The following is a 24713-nucleotide window of genomic DNA, read 5'->3' on the forward strand; positions in this document are numbered from 1 at the left end:
ATGGGCCTGCGCAAAGAGCATGAGCTGCACCAGAGACGGAAGGGCCGCAACATTGGCGTTGGGGTTCTGCTGGGATCCTTCGTGGTGCTGGTTTTGGCCCTGACCATCGTCAAGGTCACATCGGTAGGGTTCAAATTCCCCAACACTGCCGCCGCTGTGGAACAGACCGAGGAGCAGAACTGATGGCATTGCAGGGACCACAGAAAACCGTCGTACAGCTGGTTGGTGTTGTTGTCCTGATGGGCGGGCTCGCCTGGGCATCGGTGCCGTTTTATGATTGGTTCTGCCGGGTCACCGGCTTTGGCGGCGTCACTGGCGTTGCTGATCAGGCTTCTGATACGGTGCTGGATCAGACCATCACCGTGCGTTTTGACGCCTCCAAGGAACGCGATATGCCGTGGCAATTCACCCCGGTTGAGCGCGAGATGGAGATCAAGATCGGGGAAACCGGGCTTGCCTTCTATGAGGCCTACAACCCGACCGACCGCCCCGTTGCCGGGCAGGCGTCTTACAATGTGACGCCCTATTCGGCCGGCGCCTTCTTTGAGAAAATCGCCTGTTTCTGCTTTGAAGAGCAGGTGCTGCAACCGGGGGAACGGGTGGAAATGCCTGTGACCTTCTTTGTCGATCCTGAAATTGTCGAGGATCGGGACGGAAAATACGTGCATACGATCACGCTGTCGTACACATTCTATGAAATCGATCTGCCAGAAGGGTATGCCGCCCTTGAAACCGGTGATACAGCCGGGGCAGGCACAAACACGAACTAGGCCGCTTTGGTGAGGGACACTTAAATGGCGCACGCTAAAAATCACGACTATCATATTCTTCCGCCGTCGATCTGGCCGCTGCTCAGCTCGCTCGGGACCTTCATCATGTTGTTTGGCGCGGTTCTGTGGATGCATGGCGTTACAGCCTATGCGTTCTGGGGCGGCCTCATCATGGTGGTCTACAGCGCCTATGCCTGGTGGGCAGAGGTTGTTGCCGAGGCGCGTCAGGGCGATCACACCCCGGTTGTTCGCATCGGTCTGCGCTATGGGTTCATCCTCTTTGTGATGTCCGAAGTGATGTTCTTCTTCGCCTGGTTCTGGTCGTTCTTCAAACACGCGATCTACCCGATGGAGACCTATGTCGGCACCGAATATGTGGCGCCGAGCATCTATCCGGTTGATGCCTTCCACCTGCCGCTGATCAACACGCTGGTGCTGCTGCTGTCTGGCTGTGCTGTGACCTGGGCGCACCACGCGCTGGTCCACAACAATGACCGCAAGGCGCTGATCCAGGGCCTGTCCATCGGTATCGTGCTGGGTGTCTTCTTCACCTTCCTGCAGGGCTATGAATATGTTCACCTGCTGCACGAAGGCTGGGAGTTCGGCGGCGATGAGTTCTACTCGAACTTCTTCATGGCCACTGGCTTCCACGGTTTTCACGTGATCATCGGCACCATCTTCCTGACCGTCTGCCTGATCCGCGCGATGAAAGGCGATTTCACCCCCGAGCAGCACGTCGGTTTCGAGGCCGCTGCCTGGTACTGGCACTTCGTTGATGTGGTCTGGCTGTTCCTCTTCGTGGCGGTTTACGTCTGGGGCACCGCAGGTCTGGCCCACTAAGGGCATCCCGAATTGTAACGGGTACAGGTTTGTGGTTTCGAATCCCGACCTGACCCCGTAAGACATGCAGCGCGCGGAGCCATGCTCCGCGCGCTTTCTCATTCGCAAGGACAGCGTGATGCGACGGTTGATCTTTCTATCCCTTGTTGGCGGTCTGGGCCTTGCGGCGCTGATGGCACTGGGGATCTGGCAGATCCAGCGACTGGCCTGGAAAGAAGACCTGCTGCGCACCATCGAGGCCCGGATCGCGGCGGCCCCGGTTGCCCTGCCAGAGACCCCGACGCAGGCGGAGGATCGCTACCGCGCGGTGTCGGTCACCGGCGAGGTCGAAGCGGCGGAACTGCATGTGTTCTGGGTCACCAAGACGGCTGAGACCGGCTACCGCATCATCTCACCCTTGCTGACCGAAGATGGCCGACGGGTGCTGTTGGACCGGGGTTTTGTTCCCGCCGCCGCGAAGGAGCGCGCGCGTGCCACCGGCGCCGCCGCGATCACCGGCAACCTCCTGTGGCCGGATGAGGGCGACTGGACCACTCCGGCTCCCGAGGTCGATACCAATATCCTCTATGCGCGCGATGTGGCCTATATGGCCGAACGGCTGGGCACCGAACCGGTGCTGATCGTCGCCCGCAGTGCCTCTGCCGACGCGGATGTGACACCGCAGCCGGTGACCACAGCAGGCATCCAGAACAATCACTTGCAATACGCGATCACCTGGTTTTCGCTGGCCTTGATCTGGGCCGCCATGACCACCTATTTCCTGTGGCGCTCGCGCCCAAAATCCGAAGGCTGAAGCGATGAAATATATCTCGACCCGGGGCCAGGCGCCCGAGCTGACCTTTGAAGATGCCATGCTGACCGGGCTTGCCCGTGACGGCGGGCTTTATGTTCCGGCCGAAATCCCGACCATGTCCAAGGCGGAGATCGCGGCCCTTGCCGGTCTCTCCTACGAGGAGGTCGCGTTTCGTGTGATGCGCCCGTTCCTTGGCGACTGCTTCACCGATGAGGAATTTCGCGGCATCATCGCCCGGGCCTATGACGGCTTTGGCCATGCCGCGCGCGCGCCGCTGGTGCAGTTGGCGCCGAACCATTTCCTGCTGGAGCTGTTCCACGGCCCGACGCTGGCGTTCAAGGATTTTGCCATGCAGCTGATTGGTCAGCTGTTTGAAACCGCGCTGAAGCGGCGCGGCGAAAGCGTGACCATCGTGGGGGCCACCTCCGGCGATACTGGCTCTGCGGCGATTCAGGCCTTTGGTGGTTTGGATGCGGTCAATGTCTTCATCCTCTACCCCCATGGCCGGGTGTCGGAGGTGCAGCGCCGTCAGATGACCACGCCCACCGATGCCAATGTGCATGCGCTGGCCGTGGATGGCGATTTTGACGACTGCCAGGCCGCGCTGAAGGATATGTTCAACGACTTTGACTTCCGCGATGAGGTGCGTCTGGCGGGTGTGAACTCCATCAACTTTGCCCGCGTGCTGGCGCAGGTGGTCTATTACTTCACCTCTGCCGTGTCGCTGGGCGCGCCGGAGCGCAAGGTGAGCTTTACCGTGCCGACTGGCAACTTCGGTGACATTTTCGCGGGCTTCATTGCCAAGCAGATGGGGCTGCCGATTGACCAGCTGGTGGTGGCGACCAATCAGAACGATATTCTGCACCGCTGCCTGAGCGGGCAGGGCTATCATAAGGGCGAGACCATTCCGTCAATCTCGCCGTCGATGGACATTCAGGTGTCGTCGAACTTTGAACGCGCGCTGTTCTATGCCTACGGGCAGGATGGCGCCGCCGTGGCCCAGCTGATGGACGAGCTGAAGTCGGGTGGTTTCGAGGTAAGCCAGGGCGCCATGCAGGCCTTGCAGGAGCATTATGTCTCCGGGCGCTGCTCGGAAGCGGAAACCTCCGCCACCATCACATCGGAACGCGCGGTCTCCGGCGAGCTGCTGTGCCCGCATAGCGCCATCGGCGTGAAGGTCGCCAATGAACAGCGCAACCCTGCGGTCCCGATGGTGACGCTCGCCACTGCGCATCCGGCGAAATTCCCGGCGGCTGTAGAAGAGGCCAGCGGCATTCATCCGCCTCTTCCCCCGCGCATGGCAGATCTGTATGACAGATCGGAGCGGGTGACCCGGATCGCCAATGATCTGAGCACCCTTGAGACACATATCAGAAAGCACATCGCGCATTGACAGTTCAACAACACCAACTCGCCAACGGGTTCAGAATCGTCACCGAAACCATGCCGGGGCTGCAATCCGCAGCCATCGGCGTTTGGGTGACCGCAGGCGGGCGGAACGAGCGGATCGAACAGAACGGGATTGCTCATTTTCTTGAGCATATGGCGTTCAAAGGCACCAAGCGGCGCAGCGCGCTGGAGATTGCCGAGGCGATCGAGGATGTGGGCGGCTATATCAATGCCTACACCAGCCGCGAGGTGACGGCCTATTACGCCCGCGTGTTGCAGGAAGATGTGCCGCTGGCATTGGATGTCGTTGCTGACATCGTGCTGAACCCGGTGTTTGACCCGCGCGAGATTGAGATTGAGCGCGGCGTGATCCTGCAGGAAATCGGCCAAGCGCTGGATACGCCCGATGATGTGATTTTCGACTGGTTGCAGGAAGAAAGCTATCATGACCAACCCATCGGGCGGACCATCCTTGGTCCGGCTGAGCGGGTGCGTGCCTTTGACCGTGAGGATCTGGAGCGGTTTGTCGGTGAACACTACGGACCGGGTCAGATGATCCTCGCCGCCTCTGGTGCGGTGGATCACGACACGATCGTGAAACTGGCCGAAGAGCTGTTCGGCGGTATGGCGCCCAAGACGCTGGTTATGCCTGCGGCGGCAACCTTCACCGGTGGTGAGGCGCGGCAGGAGAAGGCGCTGGAACAGGCCCATATCGCGCTGGCCTTTGAGGGGCCGGGGTATCGCGACGATGCGATCTACACCGCGCAGATCTACTCCAGCGCCTTGGGCGGCGGCATGTCGAGCCGCCTGTTCCAGGAGGTGCGCGAAAAGCGCGGGCTGTGCTACACGATTTTTGCCCAGACCGGTGCCTATGCTGACACCGGCACGCTGACGCTTTATGCGGGCACGTCCGGGGATCAGCTGGATGAATTGGCCGGCATCACCCTCGACGAGATGAAGCGTGCCGCCAGCGACATGAGCGATGCCGAGGTGGATCGTGCGCGGGCGCAGATGAAGGCGGGGATGCTGATGGGGCTGGAAAGCCCGACCAACCGCGCCGAACGGCTGGCCCGTCTGGTGCAGATCTGGGACGAGGTGCCGCCATTGGAGGACACCGTGGCGCGGATTGATGCGGTGACCACCGCCGATGTGCGCGCCATGGCCGAGGATATGGCCCACCGCGCGTCCATGGCCTTGGCGCTCTATGGTCCGGTGGGCGATGCCGCCCCGCTGACCGCCCTGCAGGAGAGGCGCGCCGCCTGATGCTGCTGACCGGACGCAAGGTGCGCATTGAGACCGAACGCCTGACTCTCAGGCCGCCGATCCATGCGGATTTTCGCGACTGGGCCGCGTTGCGCCAGCACAGCCAGGGCTATCTCACCCCGTGGGAGCCCAGCTGGGCGGCAGATCATCTGAGCCGCAAAAGCTTCACCAACCGGGTGTACTGGGCGCGCCGGGCGGTCAGCTCTGGCTCGGCACTGCCGCTGTTCCTGATCCGGCGCAGCGATCAGCTGCTGGTCGGGGCGATCACGCTGGACAACATCCGGCGCGGGCCTGCACAGGCGGGCACGCTGGGGTATTGGACCGGCCAGCCCTTTGCCCGCCACGGCTATATGCGCGAGGCAATTGGCGCGGTGGTGCATCACGCCTTTACCAAGCTGGATCTGAGCCGGATCGAGGCGGCGTGTTTGCCGGAAAACGCCGCCTCCCGCGGGCTGTTGGAGAGTGCCGGCTTCAAATATGAAGGCGTGGCGCAATCTTATCTGCAAATCAACGGGCGCTGGCGGACACATGTCCTATATGCTTCGTTGCGCCATGATCGGCGCGGGCGCACGCAGGTCGGGCAAGCCTGACGCTCTGATGGGCGCGATCGACCATAGCACGGCAATAGGAGAGACGCGCATGACCCTGAACCCTGCTGACACCGGTTTTATCGACCATCTGCGCGCTTTGCTGCCCGAGGATACCCTGCGCGCGGCGGACCCCCGGTATCTGGAAGAGCCGCGTGGCCGCTATCACGGGCAGGCGGGTGTTGTGGCCTTGCCGCGCAGGACTGAGGAGGTCGCGACACTTCTGCGGGCCGCCCATGCCGCCCGTGTGCCGGTGGTGCCCTATGGCGGCGGCACCGGGCTTGTCGGCGGACAGATCATGGGCGCGGAGGGGCCGGCACCGCTGGTGATCTCGCTGGAGCGGATGACCGCCCTGCGCGGAGTTTACCCGCAGGAGAACGTGATCGCGGTTGAGGCGGGCACGATACTGGCCGATGTGCAGGCCGCCGCGCAGGCGGCGGGTCGGTTGTTTCCGCTGTCACTGGCGGCAGAGGGTACGGCGCGGATTGGCGGCACGCTGGCGACCAATGCCGGCGGCGTCAATGTTCTGCGTTACGGCAACGCCCGCGATCTCTGTCTGGGGCTGGAGGCGGTGCTGCCCACTGGTGAGATCTGGCAGGGCCTCAGCCGCCTGCGCAAGGACAACACCGGCTATGACCTGCGCAATCTTCTGATCGGGGCTGAGGGCACCTTGGGCATCATCACCGCCGCCTCGCTGAAGCTTTCGCCGATCCCGGCGGAAAAGGGCACCGCGATCCTGACGGTGGCCTGCCCGGCGGCGGCGATTGACCTTTTGACGCTGGCGCGTGATCAACTGGGCGAGACGATCAGCGCCTTTGAACTGATCCACCGGCAGGGGCTTGAGTTCCTGCGCGAGACCCTGCCGAATCTGCGCCTGCCGTTTGACGATTTGCCTGAATGGTGTGTGCTGATTGATCTTGGTCTGCCCAGCGGGCGCAGCCCGGCGGAGGCGCTGGCGGCAGTGTTCGAGCGCGCATTTGAGGCCGGGCTTTGCGCCGATGGCGTTATCGCCCAGTCAGAGGCGCAGCGGCAGGCGCTGTGGTCGGTGCGCGAGCATATCCCCGAGGGCAATCGCCGTATCGGCTCGGTCTCCAGCCACGACATTTCGGTCCCGATTTCGAGTATTCCCGATTTCATTGCCGAGGGCGGCAAGCGTCTGGCAGCGCTGGGGGATATGCGGGTTAATTGCTTTGGTCATCTGGGCGATGGCAACCTGCACTACAACGTCTTCCCCGCACAGGGGCAGGATCGCAGCGCCTATGAGCATCTGCGCAGCGATGTGAAGCGCTGCTTGCATGATCTGACCCATGAGTACGGCGGCTCGGTCAGTGCTGAACATGGCATCGGACGGCTGAAGGTGGCGGATCTGCAGCGCTATGGTGATCCGGTGAAACTGGCGGCGATGCGGGCGATCAAACAGGCGCTGGATCCGCACGGTATCATGAACCCCGGTGCCGTGGTGCCGCTCGCCGACTAAGAATAGGTAGGACAGGTAAGGCAGCTCAGGCTGGCTGCATCCGTGGGCGGGCGGGTCGACTGCGCATCAGCAGCAGCACCATGATCGCGATATTGAGCCCGTTCCAGAAGATCCCGTTCACAAAGGCCAGCTGATAGGATCCGCTGACGTCGTAGATCCAGCCCGACATCCAGCCCCCCAGCGCCATGCCAAGGATGGTCATCATCATCACGAACCCCACGCGGGTGCCTGCCTCCTGCGGGGGCATGTATTCCCGCACCACCAACGCATAGCTCGGCACGATACCGCCCTGTGCCAGCCCGAAGATGGCGCTGACCAGATAGAGCGAGACCATACCGTCGTACGGCAGGTACAGAAACAGCGCGATACATTGCAGGATGGACCCCACCAGCAGTGTCCGCACGCCGCCAAACCGATCCGCCACCAGACCGGAAATCACCCGGCTGACCACGCCGCCCAGCAACATCAGCGACAGCATTTCAGCCCCCACCGTCGGGCCATAGCCAAGACCAACGCAATAGGCGACGATATGAACCTGCGGCATCGACATGGCGACGCAGCAGCCGATGCCTGCCAGCCCCAATATCCATTGCAGCTGACGCGGAGAGAGCCCCACCCGTGCGGCATTGCTGGCGGAGGTCGCGGCACTGTCACCCTGCGCGCTGAGTGCGATGCGGCGTCGCAAGACCACCGACAGCGGGATCACCACCAGCAGCGTGACCCCGGCAAGGGTGGCATAGACGCTGCGCCACCCGCTTTCGGCCAGCATTCCGGCCAGCGCCGTGGGCCAGATCGCACCGGAGAGGTAATTGCCGCTGGCGACCAGTGCCACCGCAATGCCGCGCCGTCGTTGAAACCAATGGGAGATATCGGCAATCAGCGGCCCAAAGCCGGCCGCCGTGCCCAGCCCCAGAAACAGATGCGCTGCCGACAGCCAGATCATATCCGGCGCCAGCATCGCCAACCCGTAGCTGACAGCACTGAGCAGCGCCGCCGCGCAAAGCGCCAGCGTAATGCCGAACCGGTCAACCAGCCGGCCAATCACCAGATTGCCCACGGCAAAGCCGATCATCGTCAATGTATAAGGAAGCGAGGCCGCAGCGCGATCGGCGCCGAATTCGACCTCGACCGCGGGCATGACCACAATCACCGCCCACATGCCGACATTCGCGACCGTGGCAATGGCCAGCGTGACCAGAAGTCTGGTCCAGGAATAGCGGCTGTCGAGGATAGCAGAGGTGGACATGTCGGCACGCTATGAGACGCGCCGACATGCTGCAATGATTATCACCCCTTCCAAGAGGGGAGAGGGACAGCAGGGGTGTCAATCACCGCAGGTTATTTCGGCGGCGGTATCTCGGGCCGTCGCCGCCGACTGTGGCCGCGCCCCTATCCCGTGGTCCGAAAGGAAAAAGGCCGCAGGAGCAGGCGCGCCACTCAGGGATGGGGCCGCGCGAACCGCTTCGCTGGCCATCCCGCCTGAATATTAGGGCATGATCACGGTGTCGATGACGTGGATCACGCCGTTTTCAGCCTCGATATCTGCTGTTGTGACCGTTGCCTCATCCACCATCACGCCGCTGTCCAGATCAATGGTGACTTCGCTGCCCTGGACGGTTGCGGCCTTCATGTCATCAACCAGATCACCGGACATCACCTTGCCGGGAACCACGTGATAGGTCAGGATCTCGACCAGCTTGTCCTTGTTTTCCGGCTTCAGCAGCTCCTCTACAGTGCCTGCGGGCAGAGCGGCAAAGGCAGCATCGGTCGGGGCAAAGACAGTGAAAGGCCCGTCGCCCTTCAGCGTGTCAACCAGACCAGCGGCCTGCACCGCAGCAACCAGTGTTGAGAAATCCCCAGCACCCGCGGCAGTGTCGACAATGTCCTTGGCATGGCCACCGGCGAAGGCGGAGGTGGCGAGCGCCATGGTTGCGGCGGCGGTCAGAAGTGTCTTGCGGATCATGAGTACATTCCTCTGTTTTGATTGCATGCCCAAGCTGGCATTGACGGTGTTACGGGGAGGATTGCGGTTTGGATCTGGCGGGTTTTCGCCGGGCGCAAGTTGACAAGAAAGGCGCGCCGCCTAAGCCACGCGCCCTTATAATTTCCACTCACATTTATGTGATTGAGAAGATAGGTTTGCCAGCAATTTTCAGGTGATCCACCCCTGTTTCCAATGTGTTCAGGGACGGATCACAGCCAGTTTGCTGCGGGCGGGCGCGGTATCAGGCGCCCTCAAATTCGCAGAGCACGGTGACATCCATGCCAAGATCTTCAAGCACCTTGCGCCCGCCGAGTTCCGGCAGATCAATGACAAAGGCACAGGAGACGATTTCGCCGCCCAGACGCTCAATCAATTTGATGCCTGCTGCCGCCGTGCCGCCGGTGGCGAGTAGGTCGTCCACGACCAGGATCTTCTCGCCGGGCTGGATGGCGTCGTCATGCACTTCCATGATCGCCTCGCCATACTCCAGTTTGTATTCCTGGCTGATGGTGGTGCCGGGCAGTTTGCCCTTCTTGCGGATCGGCACGAAGCCAACGCTCAGCTGATGCGCAATGGCGCCGCCGAGGATGAAGCCGCGCGCCTCTAGCCCCACAACCTTGTCGATCTGCTCGCCCGCATAGGGGTGCAGCATCTGGTCAATGGCCATGCGAAACCCGCGCGGGTCGGCAAAGAGCGTGGTGACATCGCGGAACATGATGCCCTCATGAGGGAAATCGACGATGGTACGGATGTAGTCTTTGACTGCGGTTTTGCGGGCCATGGGGTGTCCCCTTTTTGGTCGTCTCTATGGATCGCCTTTTGGGCGGTGTCTTTGCCACGGCGGCCCATAGGCAGCGGCGCGGCCAAAGATATGTCGCTGATGGGCGCGGTGCAGACAAGGGCAGGGTCCGCCCGTGCCCGTTGTCTTTTGCGGCTGTGACCTTTCAGAACCAATCAGGGTCATCAGGGGCAGGGCGCGGGTTTTAGCCCAGAACGCGGCCAGCGACAGCATCCAGCTTTGCAAGCAGGGCGGGGTCGCGTTTCTCCGGCGCGGTCATGATGGCGTATTCCAGCGCGGTATCGCAGCCGTGCGGGCAGGCGGCGCGGGTCTGACCCAAGAGCGCAGGCAGGCGCTGGACCAGCGCGCGGCCCTTGGCGGAGTTGCCGGTGAGGGTGGCGATAATGTCGGTGATTTCCACCGCACCATGTTCAGGGTGCCAGCTGTCGAAATCCGTCACCATGGCGATGGAGGCATAGCAGAGCTCCGCCTCGCGGGCGAGTTTTGCCTCGGGCATATTGGTCATACCGATCACGTCACAGCCCCAGCTGCGATACATCTTGCTTTCCGCCATGGAGGAGAACTGCGGCCCCTCCATACAGAGATAGGTGCCGCCGCGGTGGATCTTGATGCCAGCATCTTTGCCCGCCGCCTCCGCCGCGTCCGAGAGCCGTTCGCAGGTGGGGTGCGCGACGCTGACATGGGCGACACAGCCGGTGCCAAAGAAGCTTTTCTCGCGCGCGAAGGTCCGGTCGATGAACTGATCAACGATGACAAAATCCCCCGGCGCCATCTCCTCGCGGAAGGAGCCGCAGGCGGAGATCGAGAACACATCCGTCACCCCAAGCTGCTTCAGCGCGTCGATATTGGCGCGGTAGGGGACTTCGGTCGGGGAATGCACATGGCCGCGCCCGTGACGGGGCAGGAAGGCCATTTTCACGCCGTCCAAGCTCCCGGTCAGGATCTGATCGGAGGGCGCCCCCCAGGGAGTTTCCACCGTGACCCACTCGGCGTCATTGAGACCGTCGATGTCATAGAGGCCCGAGCCGCCGATAACCGCAATCATTGTATCCTGTGTCACGTGATCTGTCCCTTGTGCTGCTCACTTGGTTGTGCATGAGCCGGGGCTGGTTTGACAAGCGTCCGGGGGGAAATTGATTGATCCCGCCCAATGGGCGGCACCGCGATGATGTGATTGATACCGCCCCTTGGGCGGCATCAAGGCCTTCGGCGAGAGTATTTGGGGAAAGATGACAGGCGGCGGTCACTCGCGCCGGATAATCCCCGTCAAAGCCGCCGCGCCAAGGGCGGTAACGATCCAGCCCAGGGTGGTGAAGACCCAGCGCAGCCACCATAGCTGCTTGCCCCACCAGCCCCGTTCGGTCGAAGGTGCCCAGGCGTCGGTCTGGCCCAAGTCGATGATCGGAACCACAACGTCAGCGGCGTAGGCGATGGCAGAGAAGCTTTCCCAGTCGCGGCCAATGCTGGAGGTCAGGCTCCAGTCGTTGGCTGGGTTGGGATGAGGCGGGTGGTTGTTGTCTGCGTCGTATATCGCCCAGCTCTCTGATTGTAGCGCAACTGCCGAATTGGGGGCAAAGCTGCCTTCCTCCCAGGCAAGGTGGGCGGGGATGGTGGCGAGCACCCACAGGAGCACCAAGGCGATCAGGCTGCGTTCTGGGCGAAAGCCATGGCCCGTCAGGAGCAGGGAGAGGCTATGCCAGATCCAAAGGGCGGGCGTTGTTGCCATGGTACACAGGCGGTGAATGGGGTGTTTGGCGTTTGCGATGCGCTCTTTGCGGGCGTGGTGTCGCAGCTTTTTTCCGAGTGCGACCCGGATTTTGGTTGCATCCGCCTCATGCCCCATGTCGTGCAGAACCTTGGCGAGTTGTTTGTAGGGGTGGGGTGAAAAGTGATGCTGCCAAGTGTCACCCTTTGCCAGCCACGTAAGTCGGTTCTTGGCATCTTTAGGTGCTGCGCCGCCGAGGCGATTATAGGTAAACCCAGCGAGGATATATTGTGCTTGGCCGCTACAGTAATGGGCATCATCAATGAGAGAGCCGACCGAGGCCGCCGTTAAATCAATTACTCCGGAAACAGTGTTATTGGTGTCGGATTTTCGAATGATGAGAGCACCACCAACGCATATGTTCTGAAGCCGTAGAGAGCGACCGTCCCGGTCGTGACTGCCTCTTGAATTTAGCCCTTCGAAGCTGAGGTCTCCCGCGATTTTTGCGCCGCTGAGATCCAGATATTGAATATGGCAATTTTTGAAGACGAGGTCGCCATCGACTTTGAGGCGTGGAGCTTCAATGTCTGCTTGAAAAGTGCAGCTGTCAAAGATGATTGAAGCCGCTATTCTGCTATCGGCGAGAAACGGAAGTTCACCAACAATTTGGGCGCCTGCAATTTTGAACAAGCGATTTCGCTGAGACCAAGTTTCAAAGAAATCGTAGAGACAATGCAGCAGTATTTCTGTTCGGATTTGCCTGCCGGGTTCTAAGTTCGCCTCTCTTCCGCCGTCAACTGGCCCACCGAAATCGTATACAGCGCCTTTTAGCGACGGTTGGGAACAGATAATAATGAGTTTTTGTTCCGCCGGCGAAAGGTTGGCCCCAAGCATTGCTTCTAAATCCTCAATGCTCCGAAATCGCTGCATCACAAATCCCCTAATCCCAATGGAAGGACAGTTCACTGGATCGTCGGGCATTTCAAGGTGGGCGAGTGGCTAAGTGTTACCAACCGCTTAAGTTTAATGTCAGCAGCGCTGCCGCAATGTTTCGCGTGCGAAACAATTGGGCAGGAGGGGTGACCCAATCAGCGGTTGGGCCTCATGGAAAGCGGCGCCAAGGGCCGCGCCCTTGCCCCAATGGCGGAATTCCGCTAGGGGCGGCGCTAACATGACCCTTTCCCGATCACAGGTGACCCCATGACACGCGGCATTATGGCGACGCTCGCCAAGCAGATTTCACCGCCCAATCTTTCCATCATGCAGGATGAGGGCTTTACCGTCTCCCGCGTGCGCACGGAGCTGCTGTCCGGCCTGACCGTGGCGCTGGCGCTGGTGCCCGAGGCGGTGGCCTTTGCCTTTGTCGCCGGGGTGCATCCGCTGGTGGGGCTTTATGCGGCCTTTATGGTGGGGTTGATCACGGCTGTGTTCGGCGGCCGACCGGGCATGATCTCCGGTGCGACGGGCGCCTTGGCGGTGGTCATGGTGGCGCTGGTCGCACAGCACGGGGTTGAATACCTCTTTGCCACCGTGGTGCTGATGGGGATCCTGCAGATCATCGCCGGTGTCATGCATTGGGGCAAGTTCATCCGGCTGGTGCCGCATCCGGTGATGCTGGGCTTTGTGAACGGTCTGGCGATTGTGATCTTCCTGGCGCAGCTGACGCAGTTCAAGGATCCGAGCAACACTGAGGCCTGGCTGGCGGGTCCGCAGTTGATGATGATGCTGGGGCTGGTGGGGCTGACCATGCTGATCATCTGGGGCACGCCCAAGATCACCGCAATCATCCCGGCGCCGCTGGCGGGGATTGGCATTATGGCGGCGCTGGTGATTGCCTTTGGGATCAATGTGCCGACCGTGGGGGATATGGCCTCAATCAAAGGTGGTTTCCCGTCTTTCCACAACCCGTTTGGCACGGGTGAGGGGCTTTATGGCACTGCCCTTGCGCCCTTCACGCTGGAGACGCTGTGGATCATCCTGCCCTATGCGGTCATTCTGGCGGCGATTGGTCTGATTGAGAGCCTGCTGACGCTGAACCTGGTGGGCGAGATCACCGGCAAGCGCGGCGGGGCAAGTCAGGAGTGCATTGCGCAGGGCGCGTCCAATGTGGTGACTGGTTTCTTTGGCGGCATGGGCGGCTGCGCGATGATCGGCCAGTCGATGATCAACGTGAAATCCGGCGGCCGGACGCGGATTGCGGGCATTACTGCGGCGCTGTTCCTGCTGGCGTTCATTGTCGTGGCCTCGCCGCTGATCGAGCAGATCCCGCTGGCGGCGCTTGTGGGGGTGATGTTCATGGTGGTGATCGGCACCTTTGCCTGGAACAGCTTCAAGGTGATGACCAAAGTGCCGCTGATGGACGCCTTTGTCATTGTGCTGGTGACCGTGGTGACAGTGATGACCGACCTGGCGATTGCCGTTGTGGTGGGGGTGATCGTCTCAGCCCTGGCCTATGCCTGGAACAATGCGCGCCGCATTCACGCCTATACCCGCGAGTCCGCAAGCGACAAAGGCGCCAAGGTTTATGAGATCGAGGGGCCCCTGTTCTTTGGCTCTACCGATGGGTTCATCGAGCTGTTTGACGTAGCAGGCGATCCGGATCATGTGATTGTGGACTTTGCCCGCAGCCGGGTGGTGGACCAGTCGGCGTTGCAGGCGATTGAGGCACTGGCCGGCAAGTATGAGGCCGAGGGCAAGGCTGTGGTGCTGCGCCACCTGAGCCGCGACTGTCATCAGCTGTTGACCAAGGCGGGCCATCTGATGGTCGATAGCGATGACGACCCGGACTATCAGGTTGCGGTCGATTACTCGGTCAAGACCGGGATCCTGGGCGGCCACTGACGCGTGCCGGATTGGCAAAAACAAAACCCGCGGCCCCAAGGGGGTCGCGGGTTTTGTCGTTTTTGGGGGTGTTCCGGCTGGGTGGCCGATCCGCGATCAGCCCCGGTTCGATCCCGGTTCAATCCGGGGCCAGAGCCTCCAGCATGTCGAGATCCCCGGCCAGAAGGGCCGGTTCTGCGCGGCTGATCAGATCGGCTGGCCAATCCCACCACTTCAAAGCCAGAAGCCGGGCAATCTGCGGCTTGGAAAACCGGTGCCTTACGGCGGTGGCGGGATTTCCGGTGGCGATGGCATAGGGCGGGATGGAGCCGCGCACCACGGCGCCTGCGCCGATGATCGCCCCATCGCCGATTTTTGCACCGGGCAGGATCATCGCGCCATAGCCGATCCAGACATCATTGCCCACGATAGTATCGCGGGTATCGGGTTGAAACCCCGCCATCTGGGTCTGGTCAAACACCGGAAAAGGATAGCAGCTGAGCCCATCCTGCGCGTGATTGGCGGAGGCGGTGATGAAGCGCACGCTGTCGGCGATCTGGCAGAACTTGCCAATCACCACCCGTTCACGGGATCCGGCAAAAAGATAGGGAGCCAGGCGGCTGGCCCAGTCCGATGGCGGCTCAAAGGCGGAGGCATAGGTATAGGCACCGATGGTGAAATTCGGGTGGTCAATCGCCTCGGCCAGCATCACGGTGCCTGCGTGCGCGGTGCCGTCGGGCAGAGTGATGGGATTGCGGCGCCTTGGATCGGGAAGGGGCATTGCAGGGCCTCATTGGTCGGGGCGGGTGAGGGAGAAGAGATCTCGGACAACAGAGTAGTCGCGATAGCCAAGGCGTGCCAGCGGCTGGAACCGGGTGACATCAAAGGTGCCGTCGTTCAGACAGCTGTCATCCAGATGGACGCCGACCACCTCGCCGAAGACCACCTTGTTGGCAGCGCCGGGCAGGGTCACGATCTGCGTCAATTTGCATTCCAGCGCGGCGGGGGCGGCGGCGACGCGGCCACAGCTGATGGTCTCGCAATCGGCCATCTCAAGCCCTGCATGTTCGAACTCATTGATGTCCTTTGGCAGCGGTGCAGAGCTGGCGTTCATCGCATCCCGCAGCGCATAAGACACCACATTGACGCAGAACACGCCGGTCTCCTCGATATTGGCGACGCTGTCCTTGGTGCCGTCGCGATCCGCCTTGGCGGAGGTGGAGGCAAACATCACCTGCGGCGGTTCATAGGCGACCGCGTTGAAAAAGGAATAGGGCGCGAGATTGTTGCCGCCGTCCGCCCCGCGTGACGAGATCCAGCCGATGGGGCGCGGGGTCACAATGGCGTTGAACGGGTTGTGCGGCAGGCCGTGGCCATCTTCTGGGCGGTAGAACATCTGCGGGTCTCCTATGTCTTGGCGAAGGCGGTAGCGCGCTGGTTTTGCTCGCGGATCCGGTCGCCGGGGTTTGCCCAAGGCTTACGCCCGTGTTAGGCCGATGACCAGCCTGCCGGGAGAGATTGCCGCGCGCTGTGGGACAAAGCCCGCAGGTGCGACAGTCACGATCCGTGTCGGCAGGGACGGCGACGGGCGTGGAGGCAGGGCGGCGTGATTGAATTGAAGGCAGAGCAGCCCGAGGACCGGTGGGAGGTCGAGGCGCTTTATGATCTGTGCTTTGCGCCGGGGCGCGAGGCGCTGTCGTCCTATCGCCTGCGCGAAGCCGTGCCGCCGGTCAACGGGTTGAGCCAGGTGGCGCGGGACGAGGGCGGCATTCTGGCCGGGGCGATCCGGTTCTGGCCAGTGCGGATCGGCGATGCGGCATGGCCTGCGCTGCTGCTGGGGCCGGTGGCCGTTCACCCGACCCATCAGGGGGAGGGGCTGGGCGGTGCGCTGATCCGTGACAGCCTTGCCAAGGCGGCAGAGCGTGGCTGGAGCCGGGTCCTGCTGGTCGGGGACGCGCCCTATTATGTCCGCTTCGGCTTCACCCCATTGTGCGGGGTCGACATGCCGCCGCCGACAAACCCGGACCGGGTGCTGGGGCTGGATCTGGTGCCTGAAAGCTGGGCGAATGTGCACGGTCAGGTGCTGCGCTGGAGCGGGTCGCAGACGCCGGGCTGAGGGGTTTGGTGGCGGCGGCGAACGGTTGCTATCTTGAAATACGGGGCGGGAATACAAACATTTTCTGCAACAAGAGGTGCGCTATGAGTGAGATCCTGACCCCTGATACGGCCCTAAACACGGACCTGACCAAGCCGCTGGACGCTGCCGCCGTGGAGGCGGAGCTGACGGCGTTGGCGGAGCGCTATCGCGCGGCCGGTGGGCTCGGGATCCAGATCCTGAACCTTCTGGGCGGCTCTGTCGACGGGCTTTTGGACAAACTGCCCGCCTCGGTGCGGAGCCGGTTGGATGGTGCCACCGAGCAGGCGCTGCAATTGGCGATGCAGGGGGCCAGCGGGTCTCGGCGGGTGTTGCCGGACCAGCCCTCCGGTGTCAATCGCGCGGTGAGTGCTGCGATGGGCGCTGCGGGGGGGATGGGCGGTCTGCCGGGCGCGCTGGTGGAGCTGCCTGCAACAACGGCGTTCCTGTTGCGCAGCATACAGGGGGTGGCCGCCGAAGAAGGTTTTGACCCCGAGGCAGATGGCGTGCGCTTTGACTGTATCCGGGTGTTTGCCTCAGCGGGGCCGCTGGCGGCGGATGACGGCGCTGACCTGGGGTTTCTGTCGCTGAGGCTGGGGCTGACCGGTGGCGCGGTGCAAAAGCTGATTGCCCAGGTGGCGCCCCGGCTCAGTGTGGTGCTGGGCCAGAAACTGGCGGCACAGACCGTGCCGGTGTTGGGGGCTGTTGCCGGGGCCACGACCAATTTTGTCTACGCGGGCTACTATCAGGAAATGGCGCGGGTGCATTTCGGGTTGCGCCGGCTTGCTGTTGCGGCGGATCAGCCGCATGAGGTTCTGGTTGCGCGGCTGCAGGACCGGTTGCTGGCCCCGCGTTAGATCGTCCATCGCGGCCCGAACCTGCGGCACCGATGTGACGTGAACTGTGGCGCGGGCGCTTCTGCCCTTGCACTTCGGGGGATTGAAGATTTAATCATCCCCTCCTGATAAGAGTGATGGTGATGATACGATACGCTCTGAAATGCGCCGAAGGGCATCGTTTTGACAGCTGGTTCCAGTCGGCTGCCGCTTTTGATAAGTTGGCAGCGGCAGGGATGGTGTCCTGCGCGCATTGCGGCTCCAGTCAGGTTGAAAAGGCGATCATGGCACCGCGGGTGCGCCCCGGTCGCAAGGCCGTGTCCCCGGTCGGGGAGGCTGAGCCAGGCAATGCGGCTGCGCCTGCTAAGATGTCGCCACCTGCGCCAGCCACCGCTGCGCCGTCACGCCCCCCGGCGGCGGTGGCACCTGGAGCAGGCGCGCTGAGCACCCCCTCGGGAGAGTTGGAGGCGGCGGTGGCCGAGCTGCGGCGCAAGGTCGAGACAAATTCAGATTACGTCGGTAAGGATTTTGCCAGTGAGGCGCGCGCCATGCATTTGGGCGACACACCAGAGCGGGCGATTCACGGTGAGGCCAAGCCGGAAGAGGCAAAGGCCCTGATCGAGGAGGGCGTGCCGGTGCTGCCGCTGCCCTTCCTGCCCAATAGAAAAACCAATTGAAGGAAGACCGTTTATGCATGTCGTCGTGACAGGAACCAGCCGGGGCATTGGCCGTGAATTGGTGGCCAAGCTGCGGGAGGAGGGGCACGAGGTGACCGGCACCTCGCGCGATCATTCCTCTGGTGTGCGACTGGATGTGACTGATCCCGGTCAGCAGGCGCGGTTTGCCGCGCAGCTGAAGGGGCGTCCGGTGGATCTTCTGGTCTGCAATGCCGGGGTCTACCTCGATAAATCGATGGCGCTGGAGGATTACTCGGCTGAGGTCTGGGGCAAGACGCTGGCGGCCAATGTCACCGGTGTCTTCCTGACGGTGCAGGCGCTGTTGCCGAACCTGCGGTTGGCGGCGGATCCGAAGATCGCAATCATTTCCTCGCAGATGGCAAGCCACGCCCGCGCGCCCGGCGGCAGCTATGCCTATCGCGCCTCAAAGGCGGCGGCGCTGAACATCGGGCGCAATCTGGCCACTGATCTGCTGCCCGAAGGAATTGCCGTCGGGATTTATCACCCCGGTTGGGTGCGCACCGATATGGGTGGCGATGAGGGCGATATCTCGGTGCAGGAATCCGTGGCTGGGCTGATGCATGAATTTGATGTGCTGAGCACGGAAACCACCGGCTGTTTTCACACCTGGGACGGGCGTATCCACGCCTATTGAGCCACGCTTCATACTCCTTTGCGCAGGCGTGTCTAGATATATGAAAAAAGGCCGGAGTAGAAGTGCTCCGGCCTTTGTTGATTTTTTGGAGTGCCGTGGCAGCGGCTGATCACTCCCAGCAGCTGACCAATACGGTCATACCGCTGGCCTGACGGGTGAGGGCCCCAACGGGCAGGGCCGTGGCCCCGGCGCTGGCGTCTGTGACGGTCACCCCGGCGCTGCTCAGCGCGCTGCGCAGACTATCGGCGTTGGCGGCGAAGCTGACGCCGTCGGGCAGCTGCGTGGCGCCTTTGCTCTGGCTCAGCAACATGCCTTGGACGGCGCCATCCGTGGTCAGCACCGGACCGCCTGCATCGCCTGGCTGGCTGGTCAGTTGCAGACGCGAGACACCTGTGTTGCCGCTGAGGTCTTTTACATCCTGCAGGCTGCCCCAGCTGAGGCTTGGAGCGCCCAGAACGCCCTCATAAGAGAAACCGGACACGGCGATATCGGACTGGAGGCGCGCAGAGGCGCTGGCGAGAGTGGCAACGGCCATCGGAGCGAGCGGCTCAACCGGGCGCAACACGGCAATCCCCGCGGCACTGTCGTTGAAGGCAACCTCGGCCTGATATTCGTGATCCAGCGTAACCCGCGCGCAGCCCGCAACCACATCAGAGGTGGTCACAACGCTGCCCTTGGCATCGACATAGAAGCCCGAGCGCGACAGGCGCGGTTTGCGCACGTCGAGACCGGAGACCAGATCGACATTCTGCGGTGCATCGGCCCCGGCGGCGGGGTCAAGCACGCCATCAATACGTTCGAAGCTGTTTTGCATCTCGGCCAGCACACGGGCGCGGCGATCATCATCGCCCATCGGCCAGACCAGCGTGAAGCCTTTGATCTCCCCGTTGGCCAGCCGGGCCTCGGTGTAGGAGACGATACCATTGCCACGCCCTTCAAGGGTGAAGCTGTTGCCGCTGCGCTGGCGCGGGCCGTCCAGCGGCACGATCTTCAGCGTCTGCATGATGTCATAAAGACCATAGAGCGTGCGTTTGTCGCCGGGCTGGCTGATCAGGAGGACCTGCGCGCCGAGATCACCGCTGCTCTTGAACAGGGCGAAGGGCGATTCATAACGGTCAAAGGTGACCTCACCAGCGGGGATGTTCAGCGCGATCCCGGCCTTTGTATCCGTAAGCGGGGCCATACCGACGGAGATCAGCGGCGCGTTGTATTCATCCATCAGGGCCTGACGCTGGGCCGTGGTCAGCACACCGGTGGGCGCATAGCCACGCGCCGACTGCCAGTCCGACATGGACCCACGGGTGCCACGACCAAAGGCCCCGTCGATGGTGGAGGTGTAGAACCCGGCCGCCTTCAGCGCGATCTGCAGATCCTTGCGCTCTTCGCGGGTGAGGCGGGATTCGCTGCGGCGGGCCTCGGCGGGGGTTTCATCAGGCAGCAGTGTCTGGGCGGAGGCTGCCGGGTCTGCCGGCGCCTCGGTCACCACTGCGGGGTCGATGGGCTCCAGAACCGGGCTTTCGACGGAGGGCTGCGTTTCGGTGTTTGCGCTGGCCGCTGTCGGGTAGAACTGATTGCCAAGGTTGCGGCCAAAAGCGATGAAACTGTCGCGCGGGATCTGACGTTCGGCGCGGTAGACCTGCAACACCCGATCCGCATCGTTGCGCGCATAAGGGCCAAGCACGATACCGTACCAGCCACCGCCGAGTGCGAAACCGGAGACATCGGGCAGGCGGGCGGCAAACTCCTGCGCCTCGGACTGGGCTTCGCGCAGCGAGGCGCGGGCGGCGATTTGGATCCAGACGGTGTCCTGTGCGGATTGTTGGGGGCTGGTCTGGGCGGTGGCAACGCCTGAAAAGGCGGCTGCCAGCGCCATCAGGGACAGTGCCAGCGTAGCAATCAAAGTCTTCATCAAAAGGCCTCTATCGGGTGATCGATCGTTGGCGCGCACATAACCACTTTCGCGGCGCGAAGGGAACTCCTCTTCGCAGGGGGAAAACCGGGGCGCTGATGCCAAATTCGGGCTTTGACGCTGGCCTGACGGCCGTTTGCCGATGGTCTGACTGGACGCTGACTGGCCGCTGACGGGGGTAAGCGGGCCAGTGGGGGCGCTTCGGGGCGGTTGGACGGGCCTGTGCCGCGATGTGCCGTTGACCCTAGGCCGGGGCTTGCATAGGAAGAACCCCGGATTTGCTGCCCCCATAGGGAAGAAACATGACCGACACCAAAGGCGCCCCGCGCTCATTCCAAGAGATCATCCTGAGGCTTCAGACCTACTGGGCTTCCAAAGGCTGCGCCATTCTGCAGCCCTACGACATGGAGGTGGGTGCCGGTACCTTTCACCCGGCGACAACGCTGCGCGCGCTTGGCACGAAGGCCTGGGCCGCGGCCTATGTGCAGCCCTCGCGCCGCCCGACGGACGGGCGCTATGGTGAAAACCCCAACCGGTTGCAGCACTATTACCAGTATCAGGTGCTGATCAAACCGTCGCCGCCGAACCTGCAGGAGCTGTATCTCGGCTCGCTGGAAGCGATCGGTGTCGATATGGAGATGCACGACATCCGTTTTGTCGAGGACGACTGGGAAAGCCCGACGCTGGGCGCCTGGGGGCTGGGCTGGGAAGTCTGGTGCGACGGTATGGAAGTTTCGCAGTTCACGTATTTCCAGCAGGTTGGCGGCCACGACTGCCATCCTGTATCGGGTGAGCTGACCTATGGTCTGGAGCGTCTGGCGATGTATATCCTTGGCGTTGACCACGTGATGGACATGCCGTTCAACGACCCGGACGCGCTGATCCCGCTGTCTTATGGCGATGTATTCAAGCAGACCGAGGAAGAATACGCGCGGTGGAACTTTGACGTGGCCAACACCGAAGTCCTGCTGCGCCATTTTGAGGAGGCCGAAGCCGAATGCGCCGCCATTCTGGCACAGGAGCATATCGACCCGAAGACCGGCAAACGCATCGTCATGGCGCATCCCGCGTATGACCAATGCATCAAGGCCAGCCATGTCTTCAACCTGCTGGATGCGCGCGGGGTGATTTCGGTGACCGAACGTCAGGCCTATATCGGTCGGGTGCGGGCGCTGGCCAAACAATGCGCCGACGCCTTTGTGCAGACCGCAGCCGGCGGCCACGCGGCGTAAGCCGCGCCGCGCTTTCACGAGGAGTCCACGGATATGGGCAAGTTCCTTTCGCTGATCCTGATCCTCTCTGGTCTCGTGGCCGGGGCGGCGATGTATTACCTTCAGGTCTATGGGTTCTACGAGGACGTCGCGCTGCAGCCGGGCCGCGATGTGATGTTGATGCCGCTTGGCGATGGAGAGCCATTGCCGATCCGTTACAGCGGGTTTGAGGCGATTGACGCCGAAAGCTCTCCCATTCGTTACCGCGCCTGTTTTGCCACCGATCTGAAGCCCGAAGAGCTGGCGCAGCTGTTTGTGCTGTCGGATCAAAAGGAACCGCGTAATGCGCCGGGTTGGTTTGACTGCTTCGATGCCGAAGCCATTGGTGCAGCTCTGGCAGAGGGGCGCGCCGAGAGCTTCCTGTCGGTCAAGAACATCTCCTACGGCGTGGACCGGATCGTGGCGGTGACCGACGCAGGGCGCGGCTATGTCTGGCACGAGCTGAATGACTGCGGCCAGAAAGCCTATGACGGCACCGTTGTGGGCGAGGAATGCCCGCCCCGGCCCGAGGCTGGCGAGGGGAACTGATGACCACCTGCGCCCTGTCTGCCCTTTCTCTTCTTATTGCTGCGCCCGGATGCGCGGCCATCCGTAAGGACATCTGATGCCTGATCTTCTGATTGAACTGTTTTCCGAGGAAATCCCGGCCCGTATGCAGGCGCGTGCGGCGGAGGATCTGAAAAAGCGTATGACCGATGGTCTGGTTGAGGCGGGTCTGACCTATGCCGGCGCTCATGCGCTGTCGACGCCGCGTCGTCTGACGCTGGCCATGGAAGGTCTGCTGGAGCATTCCCCAACCGTGCGTGAAGAGCGCAAGGGGCCGAAAGTGGGTGCGCCGGACAAGGCCATCGAAGGTTTTCTGCGTGGGGCGGGCCTGACCCGTGACCAGCTGGAGGAGCGCGACACCCCCAAGGGCGCGGTCTATTTCGCGCTGATCGAAAAGCCGGGCCGCCCGGCGGCAGAAATCATTGCCGAGGTGCTGGAAGACACCATCCGCAATTTCCCCTGGTCCAAATCGATGCGCTGGGGCACCGGAACTTTACGCTGGGTGCGCCCGCTGCAGTCGATCCTCTGCATTCTGTCGAAAGAAGACGGCGCTGAGGTGGTGCCGCTGGATATCGACGGTATTCAGGCGGGCAATACCACCTATGGTCACCGTTTCATGGCGCCCGATCAGATCACTGTCACCGGGTTTAATGACTATGCTGCCAAGCTGAAGCGCGCCCATGTGGTGCTGGATCCGGCGGAGCGGGAAGCGGCGATCTGGCAGGAGGCCACCAATCAGGCCTTCGCCAGCGGTCTGGAGGTTGTCGAGGACAAGGGGCTGCTGGCGGAGGTTGCCGGTCTGGTGGAATGGCCGGTGGTGCTGATGGGCGCCATTGACGATGAGTTCCTGGCCCTGCCGCCGGAGGTCCTGCAGACCTCGATGAAAGAACATCAGAAGTTCTTCTCCGTGCGCAATCCCAAGACCGGGCGGATCGAGAAATTCATCACCGTTGCCAACCGCGAGACCGCCGACAATGGCGCGACCATTCTGGCGGGCAATCAAAAGGTGCTGTCGGCGCGTCTGGCCGATGCGAAGTTCTTCTGGGAGAACGATCTGCGCACGGTGACCGAACACGGGTTTGAGCCTTGGGTTGCGAAGCTGGGAAATGTCACCTTCCACAACAAACTGGGCACGCAGGCGGCGCGGATTGACCGCATCGCTGCACTGGCGCGGGAAATCGCGCCGGTGGTTGGCGCGGATGCGGATCTGGCAGAGCAGGCGGCGCGGGTGGCGAAGGCCGATCTGTCGTCTGAAATGGTTTATGAGTTCCCGGAACTGCAGGGCCTGATGGGCCGCTACTACGCCGATGCAGCTGGCCTGCCGCAGGACGTCGCCAACGCCTGCGAAGCGCATTATTCGCCGCTTGGCCCGTCTGACGATGTGCCGACAGAGCCGGTGTCAGTCGCCGTGGCGCTGGCGGACAAGCTGGACACGCTGACCGGCTTCTGGGCGATTGATGAAAAGCCCACCGGGTCAAAAGACCCCTTCGCCCTGCGCCGCGCCGCGCTGGGGGTGATCCGGCTGGTGCTGGAGAATGATGTGCGGATGAGCCTGCTGGGTGTCTTCACCATGAAAACGGAAGACTCTTCTGAGTTTGAGAAGAAATCGCAAAACCTGCTAGGTTTCTTCCACGACCGCCTCAAGGTCTTCCTGCGCGATCAGGGTATCCGCCATGATGTGATCGACGCCTGCATCGCGATGGACGGCAATGATGACCTGACGCTGCTGGTGAAACGGGCGCGTGCGCTGGAAGACTTCATGAAATCCGAGGATGGCCCCAACCTGTTGCAGGGCTTCAAGCGGGCCAACAATATTCTGGCGCAGGCCGAGGAGAAGGATGGCGTCGAATATTCCTATGGCGCGGACAAGAAATTTGCCGAGGATGACAGCGAGATTGCCCTGTTTGATGCGCTGGCGACCAGCGAGGGGGCGATCTCTTCGGCCATCGAAGCCGAAGATTTCGCGGCTGCCATGGGCAGCATGGCGGCGCTGCGCGCACCGGTGGATGCGTTTTTTGAGGCGGTGCAGGTGAATTCGGACAATGAGGTGGTGCGCCGCAATCGTCTGAACCTCCTCAGCCAGATCCGCAAAGTCTGTGGGCAGGTTGCCGACCTCAGCCGCATCGAAGGTTAAGGGCGCCGTAATAGGCCGCGCGGCTGCACCCGTCGCATGAATGACAGTCTTAAAACCCGGCGCGACCTGAGGGGCGCGCCGGGTTTTCTGCTTTTTCGGGGGGGTGCTGCGTGGCGGCCGTGCT

At 62.3% G+C, this 24713-nt stretch carries 24 protein-coding genes; 16 read left to right on the plus strand and 8 right to left on the minus strand.

The window, feature by feature from the left end:
- From D1820_RS16240 to D1820_RS16275, 8 genes are all read left to right on the plus strand, one after another.
- Entirely contained in the window at positions 1-183 is a 183-nt protein-coding gene (locus D1820_RS16240) for a cytochrome C oxidase assembly protein (RefSeq protein ID WP_118069759.1), read from the plus strand.
- Positions 183-770, plus strand: coding sequence for a cytochrome c oxidase assembly protein (locus D1820_RS16245; RefSeq protein ID WP_040172055.1), 588 nt, complete (start codon positions 183-185; stop codon positions 768-770). Before D1820_RS16240 ends, D1820_RS16245 begins: the two co-directional genes overlap by 1 nt.
- Positions 771-794: 24 nt before the next feature.
- Positions 795-1610 (plus strand): cytochrome c oxidase subunit 3, encoded by an 816-nt coding sequence (locus tag D1820_RS16250; RefSeq protein ID WP_096870677.1) that lies wholly within the window; start codon positions 795-797, stop codon positions 1608-1610.
- Positions 1611-1728: 118 nt separating this feature from the next.
- On the plus strand, positions 1729-2403 hold the full coding sequence (locus D1820_RS16255) for an SURF1 family protein (RefSeq protein WP_118070266.1): 675 nt from the start codon (positions 1729-1731) through the stop codon (positions 2401-2403).
- A 4-nt stretch (positions 2404-2407) separates the two neighbouring features.
- A complete protein-coding gene (thrC, locus tag D1820_RS16260; RefSeq protein ID WP_118069760.1) occupies positions 2408-3796 on the plus strand; it encodes a threonine synthase in 1389 nt (462 codons plus the stop codon).
- Positions 3793-5055, plus strand: a complete 1263-nt coding sequence (locus tag D1820_RS16265) for a pitrilysin family protein (RefSeq protein WP_118069761.1) — start codon at positions 3793-3795, stop codon at positions 5053-5055. The genes thrC and D1820_RS16265 overlap by 4 nt, the downstream gene beginning before the upstream one ends.
- Positions 5055-5645, plus strand: coding sequence for a GNAT family N-acetyltransferase (locus tag D1820_RS16270; RefSeq protein WP_024098231.1), 591 nt, complete (start codon positions 5055-5057; stop codon positions 5643-5645). The genes D1820_RS16265 and D1820_RS16270 overlap by 1 nt, the downstream gene beginning before the upstream one ends.
- Positions 5646-5694: 49 nt before the next feature.
- Entirely contained in the window at positions 5695-7119 is a 1425-nt protein-coding gene (locus D1820_RS16275) for an FAD-binding oxidoreductase (RefSeq protein WP_118069762.1), read from the plus strand.
- A gap of 25 nt (positions 7120-7144) precedes the next feature.
- On the opposite strand, the gene D1820_RS16280 is transcribed toward D1820_RS16275, so the two are convergent.
- The 5 genes from D1820_RS16280 to D1820_RS16300 all read right to left on the minus strand — a co-directional run bounded on the left by D1820_RS16280 (position 7145) and on the right by D1820_RS16300 (position 12537).
- Positions 7145-8365, minus strand: coding sequence for a CynX/NimT family MFS transporter (locus D1820_RS16280; RefSeq protein WP_118069763.1), 1221 nt, complete (start codon positions 8363-8365; stop codon positions 7145-7147).
- Between the two features lie 240 nt (positions 8366-8605).
- Complete coding sequence (locus tag D1820_RS16285; protein ID WP_096788694.1) at positions 8606-9082, minus strand: fasciclin domain-containing protein; 477 nt, start codon at positions 9080-9082, stop codon at positions 8606-8608.
- 262 nt (positions 9083-9344) lie between these two features.
- Positions 9345-9884 (minus strand): adenine phosphoribosyltransferase, encoded by a 540-nt coding sequence (locus D1820_RS16290; RefSeq protein WP_040172078.1) that lies wholly within the window; start codon positions 9882-9884, stop codon positions 9345-9347.
- A 202-nt stretch (positions 9885-10086) separates the two neighbouring features.
- Positions 10087-10947, minus strand: a complete 861-nt coding sequence (locus D1820_RS16295; protein WP_371311719.1) for an S-methyl-5'-thioadenosine phosphorylase — start codon at positions 10945-10947, stop codon at positions 10087-10089.
- Positions 10948-11145: 198 nt separating this feature from the next.
- Positions 11146-12537 carry a pentapeptide repeat-containing protein gene (locus D1820_RS16300; protein WP_162894111.1) on the minus strand — a complete coding sequence of 464 codons (1392 nt, stop codon included), beginning with the start codon at positions 12535-12537 and terminating at the stop codon, positions 11146-11148.
- 270 nt (positions 12538-12807) lie between these two features.
- Here D1820_RS16300 and D1820_RS16305 point away from each other — a divergent pair, with 270 nt between their 5' ends.
- Positions 12808-14448 carry a SulP family inorganic anion transporter gene (locus D1820_RS16305; protein WP_118069766.1) on the plus strand — a complete coding sequence of 547 codons (1641 nt, stop codon included), beginning with the start codon at positions 12808-12810 and terminating at the stop codon, positions 14446-14448.
- Positions 14449-14566: 118 nt separating this feature from the next.
- Here D1820_RS16305 and D1820_RS16310 read toward each other — a convergent pair whose 3' ends face one another.
- Both D1820_RS16310 and D1820_RS16315 read right to left on the minus strand, forming a co-directional pair.
- Positions 14567-15208 (minus strand): CatB-related O-acetyltransferase, encoded by a 642-nt coding sequence (locus tag D1820_RS16310; protein ID WP_118069767.1) that lies wholly within the window; start codon positions 15206-15208, stop codon positions 14567-14569.
- A gap of 9 nt (positions 15209-15217) precedes the next feature.
- Complete coding sequence (locus D1820_RS16315) at positions 15218-15823, minus strand: flavin reductase family protein (RefSeq protein WP_040172160.1); 606 nt, start codon at positions 15821-15823, stop codon at positions 15218-15220.
- Between the two features lie 210 nt (positions 15824-16033).
- Here D1820_RS16315 and D1820_RS16320 point away from each other — a divergent pair, with 210 nt between their 5' ends.
- The 4 genes from D1820_RS16320 (at position 16034) to D1820_RS16335 (ending at position 18729) form a co-directional block, all read left to right on the plus strand.
- A complete protein-coding gene (locus D1820_RS16320; RefSeq protein WP_118069768.1) occupies positions 16034-16543 on the plus strand; it encodes a GNAT family N-acetyltransferase in 510 nt (169 codons plus the stop codon).
- 83 nt (positions 16544-16626) lie between these two features.
- Positions 16627-17418 carry an EcsC family protein gene (locus D1820_RS16325; protein ID WP_118069769.1) on the plus strand — a complete coding sequence of 264 codons (792 nt, stop codon included), beginning with the start codon at positions 16627-16629 and terminating at the stop codon, positions 17416-17418.
- Between the two features lie 122 nt (positions 17419-17540).
- Complete coding sequence (locus D1820_RS16330; RefSeq protein ID WP_118070268.1) at positions 17541-18074, plus strand: DUF1178 family protein; 534 nt, start codon at positions 17541-17543, stop codon at positions 18072-18074.
- Between the two features lie 13 nt (positions 18075-18087).
- Positions 18088-18729 carry an SDR family oxidoreductase gene (locus D1820_RS16335; RefSeq protein WP_024098218.1) on the plus strand — a complete coding sequence of 214 codons (642 nt, stop codon included), beginning with the start codon at positions 18088-18090 and terminating at the stop codon, positions 18727-18729.
- Positions 18730-18838: 109 nt separating this feature from the next.
- On the opposite strand, the gene D1820_RS16340 is transcribed toward D1820_RS16335, so the two are convergent.
- Complete coding sequence (locus tag D1820_RS16340; protein WP_118069770.1) at positions 18839-20638, minus strand: trypsin-like peptidase domain-containing protein; 1800 nt, start codon at positions 20636-20638, stop codon at positions 18839-18841.
- A 302-nt stretch (positions 20639-20940) separates the two neighbouring features.
- Here D1820_RS16340 and D1820_RS16345 point away from each other — a divergent pair, with 302 nt between their 5' ends.
- From D1820_RS16345 to glyS, 3 genes are all read left to right on the plus strand, one after another.
- The gene (locus D1820_RS16345; RefSeq protein WP_118069771.1) at positions 20941-21870 is read left to right on the plus strand and encodes a glycine--tRNA ligase subunit alpha; all 930 of its coding nucleotides are present in this window, start codon (positions 20941-20943) and stop codon (positions 21868-21870) included.
- 33 nt (positions 21871-21903) lie between these two features.
- Complete coding sequence (locus D1820_RS16350; protein WP_040172174.1) at positions 21904-22437, plus strand: DUF6446 family protein; 534 nt, start codon at positions 21904-21906, stop codon at positions 22435-22437.
- 76 nt (positions 22438-22513) lie between these two features.
- A complete protein-coding gene (gene glyS, locus D1820_RS16355; protein WP_118069772.1) occupies positions 22514-24589 on the plus strand; it encodes a glycine--tRNA ligase subunit beta in 2076 nt (691 codons plus the stop codon).
- The last annotated feature ends 124 nt before the right edge of the window (positions 24590-24713 follow it).

This window comes from Phaeobacter sp. LSS9, assembly GCF_003443595.1.
Classification (GTDB): Bacteria; Pseudomonadota; Alphaproteobacteria; order Rhodobacterales; family Rhodobacteraceae; genus Phaeobacter; species Phaeobacter piscinae.